This is a genomic window from Aquimarina sp. AU119 (genome assembly GCF_900312735.1).
In the GTDB taxonomy this organism is placed as follows: domain Bacteria; phylum Bacteroidota; class Bacteroidia; order Flavobacteriales; family Flavobacteriaceae; genus Aquimarina; species Aquimarina algiphila.
Genome location: NZ_OMPF01000033.1, coordinates 1 through 15,621, shown reverse-complemented (window position 1 = coordinate 15,621; position 15,621 = coordinate 1). Strand labels below are relative to the sequence as shown.

18 protein-coding genes are annotated in these 15,621 nt (G+C 30.8%); all 18 read left to right on the top strand.

The window, feature by feature from the left end; translation table 11 throughout:
• The first annotated feature begins 195 nt into the window (after positions 1-195).
• The 18 genes from DK442_RS25105 (at position 196) to DK442_RS25015 (ending at position 15,399) form a co-directional block, all read left to right on the top strand.
• On the top strand, positions 196-975 hold the full coding sequence (locus DK442_RS25105) for a hypothetical protein (protein WP_109438675.1): 780 nt from the start codon (positions 196-198) through the stop codon (positions 973-975).
• A 198-nt stretch (positions 976-1,173) separates the two neighbouring features.
• Positions 1,174-1,833 (top strand): hypothetical protein, encoded by a 660-nt coding sequence (locus DK442_RS25100; RefSeq protein WP_160114351.1) that lies wholly within the window; start codon positions 1,174-1,176, stop codon positions 1,831-1,833.
• Positions 1,834-2,021: 188 nt separating this feature from the next.
• Complete coding sequence (locus DK442_RS25095; RefSeq protein WP_109438673.1) at positions 2,022-2,693, top strand: hypothetical protein; 672 nt, start codon at positions 2,022-2,024, stop codon at positions 2,691-2,693.
• A 117-nt stretch (positions 2,694-2,810) separates the two neighbouring features.
• The gene (locus DK442_RS25090; protein WP_109438664.1) at positions 2,811-3,161 is read left to right on the top strand and encodes a hypothetical protein; all 351 of its coding nucleotides are present in this window, start codon (positions 2,811-2,813) and stop codon (positions 3,159-3,161) included.
• A gap of 194 nt (positions 3,162-3,355) precedes the next feature.
• Complete coding sequence (locus tag DK442_RS25085; RefSeq protein ID WP_109438672.1) at positions 3,356-4,105, top strand: hypothetical protein; 750 nt, start codon at positions 3,356-3,358, stop codon at positions 4,103-4,105.
• Positions 4,106-4,193: 88 nt separating this feature from the next.
• Entirely contained in the window at positions 4,194-4,724 is a 531-nt protein-coding gene (locus DK442_RS25080) for an ankyrin repeat domain-containing protein (protein WP_109438667.1), read from the top strand.
• Between the two features lie 346 nt (positions 4,725-5,070).
• Positions 5,071-5,481 (top strand): hypothetical protein, encoded by a 411-nt coding sequence (locus DK442_RS25070; RefSeq protein ID WP_109438670.1) that lies wholly within the window; start codon positions 5,071-5,073, stop codon positions 5,479-5,481.
• Between the two features lie 225 nt (positions 5,482-5,706).
• Positions 5,707-6,492 (top strand): AraC family transcriptional regulator, encoded by a 786-nt coding sequence (locus tag DK442_RS25065; RefSeq protein ID WP_109438669.1) that lies wholly within the window; start codon positions 5,707-5,709, stop codon positions 6,490-6,492.
• Positions 6,493-6,574: 82 nt separating this feature from the next.
• Positions 6,575-8,431, top strand: coding sequence for a hypothetical protein (locus DK442_RS25060; RefSeq protein WP_109438668.1), 1,857 nt, complete (start codon positions 6,575-6,577; stop codon positions 8,429-8,431).
• Positions 8,432-8,644: 213 nt separating this feature from the next.
• The gene (locus tag DK442_RS25055) at positions 8,645-9,175 is read left to right on the top strand and encodes an ankyrin repeat domain-containing protein (RefSeq protein ID WP_109438667.1); all 531 of its coding nucleotides are present in this window, start codon (positions 8,645-8,647) and stop codon (positions 9,173-9,175) included.
• 53 nt (positions 9,176-9,228) lie between these two features.
• On the top strand, positions 9,229-9,732 hold the full coding sequence (locus DK442_RS25050; RefSeq protein ID WP_109438666.1) for a cysteine peptidase family C39 domain-containing protein: 504 nt from the start codon (positions 9,229-9,231) through the stop codon (positions 9,730-9,732).
• Positions 9,733-9,947: 215 nt separating this feature from the next.
• A complete protein-coding gene (locus tag DK442_RS25045) occupies positions 9,948-11,144 on the top strand; it encodes a hypothetical protein (protein ID WP_160114350.1) in 1,197 nt (398 codons plus the stop codon).
• Positions 11,145-11,223: 79 nt separating this feature from the next.
• Entirely contained in the window at positions 11,224-11,574 is a 351-nt protein-coding gene (locus tag DK442_RS25040) for a hypothetical protein (protein ID WP_109438664.1), read from the top strand.
• 17 nt (positions 11,575-11,591) lie between these two features.
• Positions 11,592-12,101, top strand: a complete 510-nt coding sequence (locus DK442_RS25035; protein ID WP_109438663.1) for a hypothetical protein — start codon at positions 11,592-11,594, stop codon at positions 12,099-12,101.
• A 27-nt stretch (positions 12,102-12,128) separates the two neighbouring features.
• Positions 12,129-12,842 (top strand): hypothetical protein, encoded by a 714-nt coding sequence (locus tag DK442_RS25030; protein ID WP_109438662.1) that lies wholly within the window; start codon positions 12,129-12,131, stop codon positions 12,840-12,842.
• A 108-nt stretch (positions 12,843-12,950) separates the two neighbouring features.
• Positions 12,951-14,057 (top strand): toxin-antitoxin system YwqK family antitoxin, encoded by a 1,107-nt coding sequence (locus DK442_RS25025; RefSeq protein ID WP_109438661.1) that lies wholly within the window; start codon positions 12,951-12,953, stop codon positions 14,055-14,057.
• 92 nt (positions 14,058-14,149) lie between these two features.
• Positions 14,150-14,686, top strand: coding sequence for a hypothetical protein (locus tag DK442_RS25020; RefSeq protein WP_109438660.1), 537 nt, complete (start codon positions 14,150-14,152; stop codon positions 14,684-14,686).
• A 275-nt stretch (positions 14,687-14,961) separates the two neighbouring features.
• Positions 14,962-15,399 (top strand): hypothetical protein, encoded by a 438-nt coding sequence (locus tag DK442_RS25015; protein WP_160114349.1) that lies wholly within the window; start codon positions 14,962-14,964, stop codon positions 15,397-15,399.
• Positions 15,400-15,621 lie beyond the last annotated feature (222 nt).

Below are 15,621 nucleotides of genomic sequence, written 5' to 3'. Positions count from 1 at the left end.
ACGATTTGCTAACATTATATATGAAATCAGAGCAATTTAAGGCTAGATCAAAAGGTCATTTCCTTTTTGCAGTGGCGCTAGATTTTTATAAATTAAACAAGAAATAAAAATGCGCAGATAGATCGATCGGTTTAGGTATGCTTGCCTTGCTCCGATTCAATATATTTGGCGTTGTGTGTCATTAAAACAAAATTTATGGGAACTTGGGGAACGGCAATATTTTCAGATGATTTAGCTTCAGACATTAAATCAGAATTCAGAAATAAAATAGGCTTAGGAAAAACTTCTCAAGAAGCTACCAATGAAATTTTGGACGATTACGTGGAAGAAATAAATGATCAAGATGATTCCTCGGTTTTTTGGTTATCTCTAGCATCCACGCAATGGAATTTGGGTAGGTTGTTGGATAGTGTAAAAGTGAAAGCTCTGGAGATTATTGAAAGCGGTCAAGATTTAAAAAGATGGAAAGAAGATGACAAAGAACTAAAAAAAAGAAAATTAGTTCTCGAAAAATTAAAAATTCAACTTCTTAGTGAACAGCCAAAGCCTAAAAAGATAGCTAAACCTTTCATTAGGGAAACTACATTCGAGAAAGGAGATCTAATTTCGTATCAATTAAAAAACGACAAATTTATAATCCTAAAAGTTATTCAAATAAGACAAGATCAATGTGGAGATAGATATCCATTAATCGAAACTTTGGACTTTTATGAAAATACAATTCCTGAATTGATTGAATTGGACAATTTGGAACTTAAAAATTTAGATTCGGATGGTGGAATCGATGATGGATTTCTAAAAATTGAACCATCAGGGCAATTTTATTTATCACCATATGGAAAGAGAGATGCTGAACCTAAAGAGAGGTTAAAAGTATTAAGAAAAAATATTGCTGTACAATCAAAAAAAGGAACAAGTCCAATGTATTGGTGGAAAGATTTTGATAATCTTGTTATCGGATTATTTGAAAATTAATAACGTCACACAACATGATATATGTGATCATAGCAGCTAATTGATCAATCGATTGGTTATTGTATTTTTGGTATAGTGCAATGCTTGCAGAAAATAAAAGTTAGCAACCAATGCGCGGAAAAACCGAAAAACAAGGTAACAATTTGCCCTGCTACGACACATATATTAAACGTTGTGCAACATATAAGAACTGAATACTTGAAAATTAAAATTGGAATATTATTAACACTTCTGTGCAATCTTTTAAATGCACAGCAATCTGAAATGAGCGTAAATCAAAATAACTACAATTCTGATTTTACTGCTAACGCTGAATTAGCCAAACAATGCGAATCCAAATTAAAAAGCGACGAGGAATTTAAACTGATTGCATCACCAAACGCTGACGGAAAAATTTCAGTTTATATTCAAAATAATACTTCTGACACAATTTCAATTTCTCATCAGGATTACAAAATTCACATTCTACAAGAAGCAATGGATAAAGAAGGAATTTGGAAACCAATAGAATATTGGGAAAGCTCTGATTGTGGAAACAGTTTTGGGGAAATAAAAATTGAGCCGAATGGAGTAATTGAGACTAAATCGACAAAGTATAATGGAGATTTTAAAACCAAAATTCGATTTAAGTTAAGTGAGAACAATAAAGTGTATTATTCAAATGTAATTGAGGGAAATATCAATCTGAATAAATTTATTATGCCAACTGATTTTAGTTTTACTTGGCCTCTAGAAATTATTAGTAACCTAGGCAAGAAAACACCAATCGGATTACAAAAGAAAGTGGTTTTTCTGGAACCAAACGGAATGGAAGAATTTAATCAGTTTTTGGAAAATTCATTACGCAATAAAAACTAAAAAAGAATACATTGCACAACAACATATATGTGCCATAGCAGCAAAGTGATCAATCGATTGGTTCGTGTATCTTTATGAAGGCGCAATGCTTGCAAAATGGAAAAGTTAGCAATCACTACGCAGAAAAATCAAAAAGCAGGGTAACATTTTGCTCTGCTACGACACATATATTAAACGTTGTACGTAATATGAAAAACTATTTAACAATAATATTTTTATTTATCTTGACAATTTTCACACAAAATATTCAGGCAACTGGTCAATATCCTGATAAAATATTTATTGATGGAATAGAATATATATTCAAAGGCAATCCTTTAGAACCATATTTTGAAAAATATCCTGAAAAAAAACCAAAAACAAATATAACATCTAGCGCTCTTCACAGAGGCTATATTGCAACCTTTAATTTAATAAACGACAAATTATATTTAATCGATATAAAAATTAATATAAAGAAAGAAAACTCTGGTAAGAGTTTGAAAACAGAAATGATATCTGTATTCAATAAGGTTTTCCCTAATGAAGATAAAATATTGATGGATTTGTATTCTGGGGTTTTGATAGTACATATAGATTTAGAGGAATCATATAAAAATAGAAATCGATTATTAATTGAGGTTCAGGATGGAATAGAGCATGAAAGAAGAATATATGGAAATGAAAAGTATAAGGAGTTTATGGATGAACAATTTGAACTTTACAAAAAGACTAAAAAATATAAAAGTGAATTCCTTGAATTAATGAAAGATGAAGAAGATAATGAAAAGTATTTTGAAAATGAACAACAGAAAAAACAATTCATGGAAAATCTAATACGAACTTATACTCCTAACTTTACATCAAAACTTATTGATTAAAATACTACGTACAACACTGTGTATATTACATTTGGTAAATAGTTTGTCTTCGCTATCGCTGCGCAAACGATTATCACCAAACAAAACATACACTTAACGTTGTACCGCATTATGAATATGCAAAAACTTGTAATTATAATTGGAGTTTTAATAACCTTAGCTTCTTGCTCTGGAAAACCTGATATGGAAAACATTATTCTCTATGCGGACAGGGAAGCTCCTCTTGGATGGATACATCTGACAATATATAAGGATAGTACATTTGAATATCAATCTCGTGGAATTGGAACATCGAAAATATGGAAAGGAAAAGCACAGATAAAAAAAGACTCTATCCAGTTTGAATATCAAGATTCAATTCCAATAGTTGGTGAAAGAGCGTATTTTACGGACAAATATATTGACTATCTGGACGTAGATGGAAATGGAAAAATTGAAATAAAGTTTAGTAAGTTGAAAACTGAATAAAAAACGCTGTACAACACTATATATCTGATCATAGCAGCAAAGTGATCAATCGATTGGTTTGTGTATATTTATGAAGGCGCAATGCTCACAGAATGGAAAAGTTAGCGATCAGTGCGCAGAAAAGTCGAAAAAAATGGTAGCATTTTGCCCTGCTACGACACATATATTAAACGTTGTACAGCATTGTAAAAAATATGAATCTACACGAAAGATATTTAAATGGAGAAACCAAAGCTGTCTATGATGACATTTATAAACTAGGTTCTAATGCATTTGATGATTCTCATATAAAAGAGATTGAAAAAGTAATGAAGGAAACTTTCGAAAGAGTTTTATTCAATCTTAATATCATCTATAAAGAACTTATTGAGATTGGTTATCTCTTTAAAACTGATTTTGAATTCAATTTTGAAAAACCATTACATTTGCCACTTGAAAATACTGAATGGTTAATTAAGGAATTAGAATTTGCTGTTAAAGATTTTGGTTTTGTTCCAATATCATTAAAATATTTTTATCAAATAGTTGGCGGGGTAAATTTTATTTGGGATTTTGAAACAAATGATAAATTTATATGGGAAATGGCAGACCCTATTCAAATTTCTAGTCTTGATAGTCTTGTAGAAGAAGTAACATCTGAATATTGGAAAGAGGATATTCAACGATACGCAGATGATGATGAATTTGGATGTGCATTCCTTAATTTATCGGCAGATAATTTACATAAAGACAATGTTAGTGGTGGACAACCTTATGCCATAGAAATAACAAGAAAACCAACTATTGATGCAAAATTTATGAATGAACCAAACGAAACATCATTTATAAATTATTTAAGAATATGTTTTGATAACTGTGGATTTCCAGGAATAACAAGAATGGATACTAATAACGATTACAAAGTATTCTTTAACAAGGTAAAGCCGCAATTGAAAAAAATATAAAAACGCTGTACAACAATTTGTATAGTACATATGCACCCTGCGGGATGCAAACATACCATACAAGAGCCGTTATAACTAATTCAAGATAATGAGTAGAGAAATTTCAAGAGCTATGTTTCTGGGAGATATTGAAAAATTTGATTTCCTAATCCAAAATGGATATGATATTCATAGCGTTACTGAGAAAGAGCGTTGGAATTTACTTCATAGGGCATTAGTATCTGTTACTTTAGAACCCAAAATAGAGATGATTACTCATTTAATTAAAAATGGGGTTGATATAAACGGTATAGATTGCTATGGATATTCACCGCTACATTACGCAGCAAGAACGAAAAATAAAAAAGTAGCTAAATGCTTACTTGACGCGGGCGCAGAAATTAATACTGTAAGTAATGAAGGAGATACTCCACTACGTTTAGTATTTGAAATTAAACCTTATGACATCGAAATAGTGAATTTACTCTTATTGAGAGGAGCTGACATGGATCATTCAAATATGGGGGGAGCATCTATACATGAATTGGTTAAAATAATTTGTTGGGAAAAAGACGACCTTCCAATTATTGAAATTTTCGATAGATATAGAAAAGGGAAAACAAGTTATAACAAAAAATAAAAAGCATTAAAACGACTTTTTATTTCAACCGTCACCACACATTTTAAAAAAACGATACTAACAATATTATTTACACTAATGATTTTAGCATTTGTCACTTTATCAATGAGAGCTGGACACGGAACAAATTTATTTGCTAAAATATTTTATCCGTTCACAATGATAATTGCAATTTTGTCTAAAAACGGAATTGGAATTTTCCCAACAATATTAGCAATTGTTCAAATTCCCATTTATGCTCTAATTATGACTAAAAGACCTAAATGGAAATATTACCTAATTGGAATTCATATAATTTCAGCAATTATCTATCTGTATTTACCAACGGAAACTTTTAGTGGATAAAATGAAAAAAGGAATTTTAAAAACATTGCTGTTTTACGGAATAGGATTTGGAATTGCAGGAATTGCTTACACGATTATTGAAAACCCATACATTCACGCACCTGGATTTCATCATCTAATCTTATTTTTGACGTTAGTTGTTGGACTTATTTGGACATTGACAAGCGCTGGAATTTTCTTTTTTAAGGAAAGAACTGATAAGTTAAAAGGTATAATAATTTCTAATAGCTTAATTATAACCTGCTGTTTTTTATATGTAGCAATTCCAATTTATTTAGACTCAAACAAAAAGACATTTATTGAATCTGACTTTGTTCGGACTGAAGTCAAAGGAGATACAACAGAATTATATAATAATGATAATCTGATTTATATAAAAGTTAAGGACTCAGTGATTTTAGATTTTAGATAAAACAAAAGGAATAAAAAACATGTGGTAACAACACCTATGCAATAATGCGGATTTGAGATTGACCGAAAGGTTGTTGCCTATTTGGTTTGTCGCCAAAGTATTAAATTTAGTATTTTAGAAAAAGATAAAAACAAAACATAAACTTTGGCTAAGTGATAGCTCGAAAATCAATGATTTTCTGCTTCCGCACTACGCATAGCTAAACGTTAGCAAGCATTTTAATGAATGAAAATACTATATAACGGTCAATACTTAGGACAAACTATAAAATCCTATGAAACTGATATGATTTCGGTTAAAAGTACGCTACACGAGATGTCTAAATCTAAATTCCACGCCCATAGTAATTCCTATCTAAGTATTCTACTCTCTGGGCTTTATTCTGAGGTAACCCCTGTTTCGCAAAAAATCATTTATCCGAGTAATATCTTATATAGACCTGCATATTACAACCATAAAAACCAATTTATAACAGACAAGACTAAGTGTTTGAATATAGAGTTTCGCCCTGAGTGGTTTGACAAACTGGATATAAATTCTCAGGAGATAAAACCATACATTAAAAATATTCAAAACCATCCTTTGATATTACATCTGCTTATTGACTTTTTGAAGCATCATCAAATTGATTTTTTTGAAGAGTTGTTACAAAACATAATAATAAACGAGGACAGAGTAAATACACCATTAAGAAAACCCTGGTTGAGTAAATTGATTAGAATCTTAAACAATGAAACAGAAGAAAATCACTCTTTGAAGTCTTTATCAGAACGTGTTTTTGTTCACCCAAATTATATGTCCAGAGTTTTTAAGGAACATTTTGGGGTTACTATAGGACAATATCAGATGGATAAAAAAGTAAAAAGTGCTACAAAAAAACTATTTATTGATAGAGATTCCATTGTGCAAATAGCCTCAGATTGTGGCTTTTTTGATGAATCTCATTTTATAAAGACATTCAAAGCTTTTAATAAGATTACACCACATCAATTTAGGATGCTTTTAAAATAGTTAATCTGGTACAATTTTAACTTGTCCTTCAGGTTTAATTTGGTCATCTAATTGTTCATAGAACATAAAAAATAAAACCAAGATGAGGCGATTACTCTTTTTAGCACTCTTATTTTCAATACATTCGACAACTAAGGGACAAGAGAATACAATAGCATCTTCGGATGCAGCTTATGACCATTTCAACTTGAAAGCGTCACATGTCATATTAGAATCTATCCTAACCAGCAATATGATTCAGGATGAACAAAAGTGTAAAGCATTAAGAAGATTGGCACTCCAGGACTGGAAATATTATCAAAATTATGCTTTAGCAAAAGAAAGATTACTAAAAGCTGATTCCATTGGCAGTGAAAAACACCAAACTTGGATGCTTATCAGTAGAATTGAAAGAGAATCACAACATTTCAATGATGCGTTACATGCTGCATTAAAAGCTAGAGCGTTTGCACAATCAGAAAATGAAGTAAATAAAGCAAATACCGAATATGCAAATGTAGTATACACTTATTCGGTAGATCAACTAATTATCAGGGCGTCAATCGATTCAAGCTTACTAACGAAAACTACTGAATTACTTTCTAAGACTTTAGAAACTGATGCGGGTTTACCTGTCCCTTCTAAACTCTTACTAGGTATTGCTTTATTAAATAATGATGGTGATAATATAATAAAAGCGTGGCAATCTTATTTTCAAATTCATGATATCCAACAGGTTAGTCCATATTTAAAAAGCTCGGCTAGTAAGCTACATCAAGTTTGTAAAAATTGGAACGGAAATAAATTATCTGTTTCAAATCAGGAAGTGTTAATTGATGCGCTATCATCATCGAGGTTTTATGAATTTATACCGGCTTATATCAATAATAATTATGAAACGGGCTACAATTCAAAAACAAGAGATGTAATTACATACGCACAATTTCTGGATGAAGTTGAAAAAAAGACCAATGAATATTATCGCTTGATTGCTATTGGGCAAGAAGAAGAAACTATCTATATAGAATGGTTAAGTAATAAAAGAAAAGAACTTTGGGATAAACTCTCATTTACAGCACAGAATGAATATAGCGAAGATGATTTTTTAAAAGAAACCGAAGAACATTATGGGGCTAGAGGTTTTACAGGTGGAACTGGAAATTATAGTGGTTATGTTTTAGCGCTTGGTCACATAGTAAATCAAGAAAGAGCAAAAGTGGAACAATATGGTTATAAGCCTGAATTTACTTATACTCAAATAGACATGATGGTTTCAAATGGTTTTTCAAGCTGGTTTTGGGAACATAAAGCTATTGGTGGATGGGCTACGGATAATGAGATAATACGGGTAAGGGAGGCGTACTTGAGTGAACCTATCAATGCTTGGAAAATGGTTACAGATTCTATTGAACGGACTAAGACAGAAAAAGTAATCAATGAGTTTTTGAATAATTCCACTGAAAATCGGTTAGAAGTGTCAAAGGGTTTAGCTAAAAAATTAAGATTCGATGCTATTAATGATTTATATAGCGACCTTGTCTCAAAAGGATTATCAGGAAAGGATTTAAAATTAGCATTCTTGTCTAAATACGAGCAATATAGAACTGAAGCTTCCATGCTTGCACATGAAGGTAGACACAGCATTGATCAGAAATATATGCCAAAAGCATTTGAAGGTTGGAGCAATGAAATACGAGAATTTCGAGGAAAACTTTCACAAATTATTTTCGCACCCGAGCCTAGATTAGAGCTACCCGCAATGGTAACCAGTATTACCGGCGATTATGGGCATATCAAAGCAAATAAGAGGATTGTAGATGTGGCTATTAAATGGATAAAGGAGAATAAAGAAGATATTTCAGGATATTCCGATAAAAAGTCGGCCTTTGCCCAGATTTATCTATTGACCAATAATCAGATAAAGGAATGTTATAAACAATCAGACCCATTAAGTAAATAAAAACGTTTGCTAACATTGTATAAGAAAACATTAGGCTTTTGTGCTTAATCGTAAGGTCTGTGTCTATTTGCAAAGTCGCCAAATATAAAATTTGGCATTTACGAAAAATGATAAAAGCAAAATATTTATATTTGGCTTAGTACCAACCCGAAACGTATTGCTTATCAACTGCCCTACGTTTCTTATACGAGACGTTATAACTAATTCAAGATAATGAGTAGAGAAATTTCAAGAGCTATGTTTCTGGGAGATATTGAAAAATTTGATTTCCTAATCCAAAATGGATATGATATTCATAGCGTTACTGAGAAAGAGCGTTGGAATTTACTTCATAGGGCATTAGTATCCGTTACTTTAGAACCCAAAATAGAGATGATTACTCATTTAATTAAAAATGGGGTTGATATAAACGGTATAGATTGCTATGGATATTCACCGCTACATTACGCAGCAAGAACGAAAAATAAAAAAGTAGCTAAATGCTTACTTGACGCGGGCGCAGAAATTAATACTGTAAGTAATGAAGGAGATACTCCACTACGTTTAGTATTTGAAATTAAACCTTATGACATCGAAATAGTGAATTTACTCTTATTGAGAGGAGCTGACATGGATCATTCAAATATGGGGGGAGCATCTATACATGAATTGGTTAAAATAATTTGTTGGGAAAAAGACGACCTTCCAATTATTGAAATTTTCGATAGATATAGAAAAGGGAAAACAAGTTATAACAAAAAATAAAAAGCATTAAAACGACTTTTTATTTCAACCGTTGTCGATAATTATCAGTCAAAATGAGAATTAAACTATTACTCTTTCTATTAATAATTACAACTCTATTAGGTTGCAATAACTCGGTAAAAAATAAAGATTTCCCAATACTACTTCAGGAAACTCCTGTTCAATGTGGACCAGTTTGTTTAAAAATGATTAGTCAATATTATGGTAAAGATGTTGAAATAAATGAATTGGAAAAATTATCAGGAATGGAAAGTAATGGAACCTCATTACTTGGTTTAAGCGAAGCTGCCGAAAGTATCGGATTAAAAAACCTTGGGGTAAAAATTTCTTTTGAGCAATTAGTAAATGAAGCACCATTACCAGCAATAGTTCATTGGAATAGTAATCATTATGTAGTGGTATATGAAGTAAATCTAGATTCTGTTTCGATTGCGGATCCTGCTCACGGAAAAATTAAATACTCAAAAAAGGAATTTTGTGATGGATGGTTAAAAGGAGAAATGACGACCTTGACTGAAGGAGTAGCCTTACTACTTGAAAAAACTACTAATTTTTAAAATTAAAACAATCGACAACACTATATATGTGATGATAGCAGCAAAGTGATAAATCGAGAGGTTCTTGTATATTTGGTAAGGCGCAATGCTTGCAAAAAGTAAAAGTTAGCAACCAATGCGCAGAAAAATCGAAAAGCTAGGTAACATTTTGCCCAGCTACGACACATATATTAACCTTTATGCTTAATTAAATGAAAGTCCTAAAAAGCACCATATTGAAAAAACGAAAGTGTGAATTCGGTAATTTCGTATTGGTACCAGAACTTGGATGGAAAATTTCTCAGTCATTTATTGATTTTGAATCTGGATTACTTGTTATTTCGACAAGTGACGAGAATGAATCAAATTGGAAAGATACCGGATTTGGAAGCAGAATAATTCCAACCAAAGAATACATTATTGACCCCAATAATGGTGACATATTACCCCGAGAGAAATGGTCCAAATTCTTTTCTTATGAACCTAATGAATTGATAAGTAAAGATGGTAAATACAAATTAGTTACGACCAGAGTCCACAATGAAGAGAGAGATTCTGATTCAATTAAGGAGGAGTTAATGGATTTATCTTCAGGTAAAACTCTTTCTTCTGGAAAAGGAATAGCGTTTCAAAAAGAAAAAAGAGAAACAGCACTTGAGAGACTTTACAGAGAAAAAGAAGAACTAGAGAAAAGAAAAGCCGAACTTGATGCAATGCCAACTCTTAAAGAATTCCTTGCACTAGAACTAGATAAATTAGAAGATGGAGATATTATACTAGAATACTACAACTCGGAGGATATTTTCAAACTTATCTATAGTGATTCAGTTTTTCAATTGCTAAAAGTGTCAGTAAGTTTTAGATATGACTTAGAGTGGAATTCTCTTAATTATTCTCTCGAAAAATCATTTAGTTCAATACAGGATTTTGTTTCCGAATTTCTTACTGATAAAATGTGGTTTTTAAATCACTCAACTTTTAATAGTAAAAGAGATGGTTCAAAATCTAATCAGCTGCTTAAAAAGTTTGTTGTTGAGTTTTTTAATGAACTTAGAAAAAATCACGATTTCTCTTTTGATGAGTACAATAAAATACAACAGTGGGAAAATCATTTTTATGAACGTGACAGTGTAAAGCCAAAAGAATACAAGCAATTCTGTTCAAATTGTAAGAGTCCAGTTTCTTATTATCCAAGATACCCTAAATATATATGTAGCAACTGTTCTGCAAAAAAAATCACAGATGAAAGTGGCCTTGAACTTTCTTTTTCAAATATTGGAATGTCTGGTGGTCTAAGAATAACCTACAAAAAAGACGGCGAGATAGTTAAAGAAGATACTAGCCAATGGCAAAAGCTTTGTTTTATTGAAGGAAAGCGCTTTATTGCTACAGAAGCCAGATTTGGAGGAATCGTAATACAAACAGAAAAATAAGCATAACAATGTGTAAAGTGCATAGCTTCCTATCGTCAGCTACGATACCTTACACTAACCGTTGTACCTCATTATAAATATGCAAAAACTTGTAATTATAATTGGAGTTTTAATAACCTTAGCTTCTTGCTCTGGAAAACCTGATATGGAAAACATTATTCTCTATGCGGACAGGGAAGCTCCTCTTGGATGGATACATCTGACAATATATAAGGATAGTACATTTGAATATCAATCTCGTGGAATTGGAACATCGAAAATATGGAAAGGAAAAGCACAGATAAAAAAAGACTCTATCCAGTTTGAATATCAAGATTCAATTCCAATAGTTGGTGAAAGAGCGTATTTTACGGACAAATATATTGACTATCTGGACGTAGATGGAAATGGAAAAATTGAAATAAAGTTTAGTAAGTTGAAAACTGAATAAAAAACGCTGTACAACATATGAAAAAGACTCTAATAACATTTTTAATTTTATTCTGTTCTATTGTCATAAATGCGCAAGAAAATAAACTCTTGACTGAATTAAATAAAATCGATGCTGGAGATAATCAGGTGTTTCACATAATCAAAAATCCTATTTCGAATTTAGAGGAAAATGATTTAATACAGAATTTAAAAAAGAAACTTAAATCTGAATTAAATACTATCTATTCCTGTATGGATTCATATGCTAACAGTAAAGAGTTAAGACTGAATAAAAATGAAACATCTGAACTGAAAAGACGCATTGAACACATATCATCTGAGTTCTATAAATCAAAAAAATACGCTTTAGTAAAAACATCTGGTGGAATTGCACCTATTTATGGAGTTGGAATGGATACAATTTTGAATAAAAAAGTTGCAATTGTCTATTTGGGAGGAGATTGTAGTATGACCGAAATTGATATGAAATGGGATGAAATTACTTTAATTTTTAATGAAAAAATGAAATCCCTATTAAGTAAATAAAAAGTTGTATAACAACATTTAACCAAAATGAGAATACTCAATTTTTTAAAGAAAAAAAAGAACAATTTGGATAGCAATCAAATTGAAAAATCAGATTTAAGCTCTGAAAACGAATTGGAAATAGAAATAACACCCGATTCTGAATTTGAATATGTACATGTGGAAGAAGATGGTAGTGTAAGAGAGTTGAGCAGAGAAGAAAGAGGGTATTTGAGAGAAGAGTTTTCTCCAATGGATGGAGCAAGACCTTATGTAAAATTTAAGTATAAAAGCAAAACACCAGATGGGAAATTATGGGGGTTTCTTTATAGAAAAGATGTTCCCAAAAATATGGAAATAAACACCTTGAAATTAAATAGGGAAACTTGGCGAAGGAATTGGGTTTTAATGATGAAAGATTTAACCAATTTAGAATATCAAAAAAAGACTTGGCTTGATTTAAATAACACAAATCCATACTATTCCTTTATTGAATTTATTTGCTCCTACTTTGATGATTTGGATTTATCCGATGGATATGAGAACCACATAAAATCTGAATTGGTGACAAAAGCAGAATATGAAGTGATTTCCGAATGGCACAAATTGCTTTCTGAATACGAATCACCAGATAATAATGATCATAATAATCAAGCAGTTTTGAATGATAAAAACTGGTTAAGAATCATTTACTTAGGAAAAAAATCAATAAAATCTCTAAAACCGCATTTGAATAAATTTGAAAGAAGTTTATTAATATAAAAAACGTTGTACAACAGTTTGTTTGTATATTGCATATGCTGCCTTCGACAAGCAAACGCAACATACAAGGGACGTTGTGTGTAATTGAAACAGATACTTAAAATATAAATGAAACAGAAAAAAAGGAGTTTAGTAATATTTATCTCATTCATTTCTCTTCTATTAACATTTTCCTGTTCCACAGACATTAATGATACTAAGTATAGAAATGCTAATTATATTTTTTATAAAGAAAAAGGTAAAAAAGGGTATTGGCAAAAAGTGATTACGAATTCGAATTTTAAATATAAGCAAGGCAAACTAACATACTTTTTTGATAATGGAAATCGATTCGGCGAAATTGAGGTAATTGATAGTTTTCCAAATAGGACCGAAAAATTTTACGACAAAGATTCTGATAAACTAATCAAAACAGTACTGAGAAAAGCAGACTCTGTCATAGAATCAAAATATGAAAACGGATACTATAAAGGTTATTATTCTAATAATGGAATTCTAACCAAAGAAGGAGTTATAGAAAATAATCTTGAGCAGGGTCTATGGAAAAAATATAGAAAGGAAGATGGCTCATTAAGACAAAAAATTGAACTTAAAGATGGAATAGAACACGGAAAAAGAGAAAACTATTGGGAAAACGGTAAATTAAAGAGTGTTTCTTATTGGGAAATGGGTGAACAAATTGGAGAAGGCATAATTTATTTTAAAAATGGGAATCTCGAAGAAAAAAATTTTATAAAAAATGGAGAACTCCATGGCATAGCCAAAGAATACTATGAAAATGGCAACTTAAAATCATCTGACAAATATTGGTACGGAAAAAAATGTGATACAAGCAAGACATTTTATGAAAATGGAAATATTAAAAAATTGCAATTGATCGATTTTGATTCTATAACAGATAATATAACTGGAAAGGAATTTCGATATTACCTAAATGGAAAATTAAAAGTTGAAGTCGAGTTCAATAATTTTAAAGCAAATGGTGATCTAATAATGTATAATGAAAACGGAGTTGTTATTGAGAGATCAAAAAAAGTAAATAATAAGCATCATGGAGATTTTACTATATACTACGATTCTGGAGTTAAAAAAATTGAAGGAAATGTAAGGAATGATTACTATCAAGATACATTAAAATATTACAAAGAAAATGGAAGTTTAGAAAAATGGATTTTATATGATGATGGGACTGCAAAAGATTCTATAACATACTAAAAAACAGCACACAACAGTTTGTATATTGCATATGCCGCCTTCAGCAAGCAAACGCACCATACACAAACACGTTAGCGGTAATATCTAAAAGTATGGAACGATTATTTTTTATTACATTCTTGTTTATAAGTCCCAACGTAAATTGTCAAAACAATGAACTTGAAAATTTTACCAATCAAGTTTTGGAACAAGTTTTACCAAAAGGAGATAGTTATTATAATATATTAGACAAAAGCTTTATTCTAACGAATAATGACTATGAATTACAGAATCATGAAAAAATTGAACTTTTAAGATTTGATTCAGAGTTTCCGTTGAATTTAATGACCAATCTGCCTAAAAATAAAGAAATAATTAATTGGACAGACTTTAAAATATCTAAAGCTAAGTACATTTCTAAAAAAGAATGTCGTTCTATATTACGGAATGAAAAACCCGGAAACAAAGTTTACTACGGGATCTCAACACCTATTTTCTCAAATAACAAAGATTATGGAGCAATAACCATATCGACACATTATTTGAAAAAGTCAGAAGATGTTACATATGTATTAAGGTTTGAGCAAAACCGATGGAAAGTAAAATTTCACTATATAGTAGGTGGAGCTATTACTAGTATCTACCATTAAAATAAAAACCGCTAACATTATATATAAAATCAGAGCAAAGTTTAGTGCTAGATCGAAAGGTCATTTCCTTTTTGCAATGGCGCTAGATTTTTATAAATTGAATAAGAAATAAAAATGCGCAGATTGATCGATTGGTTTAGGCTTACTTTTACCTTGCTACGACACATATATTAACCGTTACAGCACATATGATTAAAAAAGACGTAATTCCATTACTAATTTGTATACTTCTACTACTCTACTCTATTGGAGCTAAATTCCTGAATGAATACATAATGAATTATAAACACTATTTAGGAATTACTTTAATTGGAATTTCAATAATACTTTATTTTAAGAATAAAAAACTGTTTGTTTATGTATTCGTATTGTCGTTGATACTTGGAATTATAAACTTAATTGATATTTATTATTGGAATATTGTATTCGGCATTGGCCCCATTAATTTCAATCCAATGTTTTTGGCTTTATTAATTATATTTCTTGTTTTAAATAAAAAGCAACTAAACAAAATGTTTCCCGAAAAAAAGTTGACGGAACAGGATCTCATAAATAAGAATGTAGAAACGGAAAAACTGATTGAGAGTTATCAACGAAAGTTCCAATCAAAACCTGAATCGGAATTGAAAAGTATAGCACATAAAAATAGCGGTTATGTGAACGAAGCAAAAACTGCAGCACAACGCATTTTAGAAACAAAAAACGTACTGTAACACCATATATGTGATCATAGCAGCTAAGTGATAAATCGAGAGGTTCTTGTATATTTGGTAAGGCGCAATGCTTGCAAAAAGTAAAAGTTAGCAACCAATGCGCAGAAAAATCGAAAAGCACGGTAACATTTTGTCCTGCTACGACACATATATTAAACGTTAGGCAACATAAAAACAAACGATATTGACAAATAGAAAAACTAATTTCAAAACCATTTGGCA

Excerpts from the sequence above, each read along its gene's own strand:
- DK442_RS25105 (WP_109438675.1), top strand. The coding sequence starts at position 196 with ATGGGAACTTGGGGAACGGCAATATTTTCAGATGATTTAGCTTCAGAC.
- DK442_RS25095 (WP_109438673.1), top strand. The coding sequence starts at position 2,022 with ATGAAAAACTATTTAACAATAATATTTTTATTTATCTTGACAATTTTC.
- DK442_RS25090 (WP_109438664.1), top strand. The coding sequence starts at position 2,811 with ATGCAAAAACTTGTAATTATAATTGGAGTTTTAATAACCTTAGCTTCT.
- DK442_RS25085 (WP_109438672.1), top strand. The coding sequence starts at position 3,356 with ATGAATCTACACGAAAGATATTTAAATGGAGAAACCAAAGCTGTCTAT.
- DK442_RS25080 (WP_109438667.1), top strand. The coding sequence starts at position 4,194 with ATGAGTAGAGAAATTTCAAGAGCTATGTTTCTGGGAGATATTGAAAAA.
- DK442_RS25070 (WP_109438670.1), top strand. The coding sequence starts at position 5,071 with ATGAAAAAAGGAATTTTAAAAACATTGCTGTTTTACGGAATAGGATTT.
- DK442_RS25065 (WP_109438669.1), top strand. The coding sequence starts at position 5,707 with ATGAAAATACTATATAACGGTCAATACTTAGGACAAACTATAAAATCC.
- DK442_RS25060 (WP_109438668.1), top strand. The coding sequence starts at position 6,575 with ATGAGGCGATTACTCTTTTTAGCACTCTTATTTTCAATACATTCGACA.
- DK442_RS25055 (WP_109438667.1), top strand. The coding sequence starts at position 8,645 with ATGAGTAGAGAAATTTCAAGAGCTATGTTTCTGGGAGATATTGAAAAA.
- DK442_RS25050 (WP_109438666.1), top strand. The coding sequence starts at position 9,229 with ATGAGAATTAAACTATTACTCTTTCTATTAATAATTACAACTCTATTA.
- DK442_RS25040 (WP_109438664.1), top strand. The coding sequence starts at position 11,224 with ATGCAAAAACTTGTAATTATAATTGGAGTTTTAATAACCTTAGCTTCT.
- DK442_RS25035 (WP_109438663.1), top strand. The coding sequence starts at position 11,592 with ATGAAAAAGACTCTAATAACATTTTTAATTTTATTCTGTTCTATTGTC.
- DK442_RS25030 (WP_109438662.1), top strand. The coding sequence starts at position 12,129 with ATGAGAATACTCAATTTTTTAAAGAAAAAAAAGAACAATTTGGATAGC.
- DK442_RS25025 (WP_109438661.1), top strand. The coding sequence starts at position 12,951 with ATGAAACAGAAAAAAAGGAGTTTAGTAATATTTATCTCATTCATTTCT.
- DK442_RS25020 (WP_109438660.1), top strand. The coding sequence starts at position 14,150 with ATGGAACGATTATTTTTTATTACATTCTTGTTTATAAGTCCCAACGTA.
- DK442_RS25015 (WP_160114349.1), top strand. The coding sequence starts at position 14,962 with ATGAATTATAAACACTATTTAGGAATTACTTTAATTGGAATTTCAATA.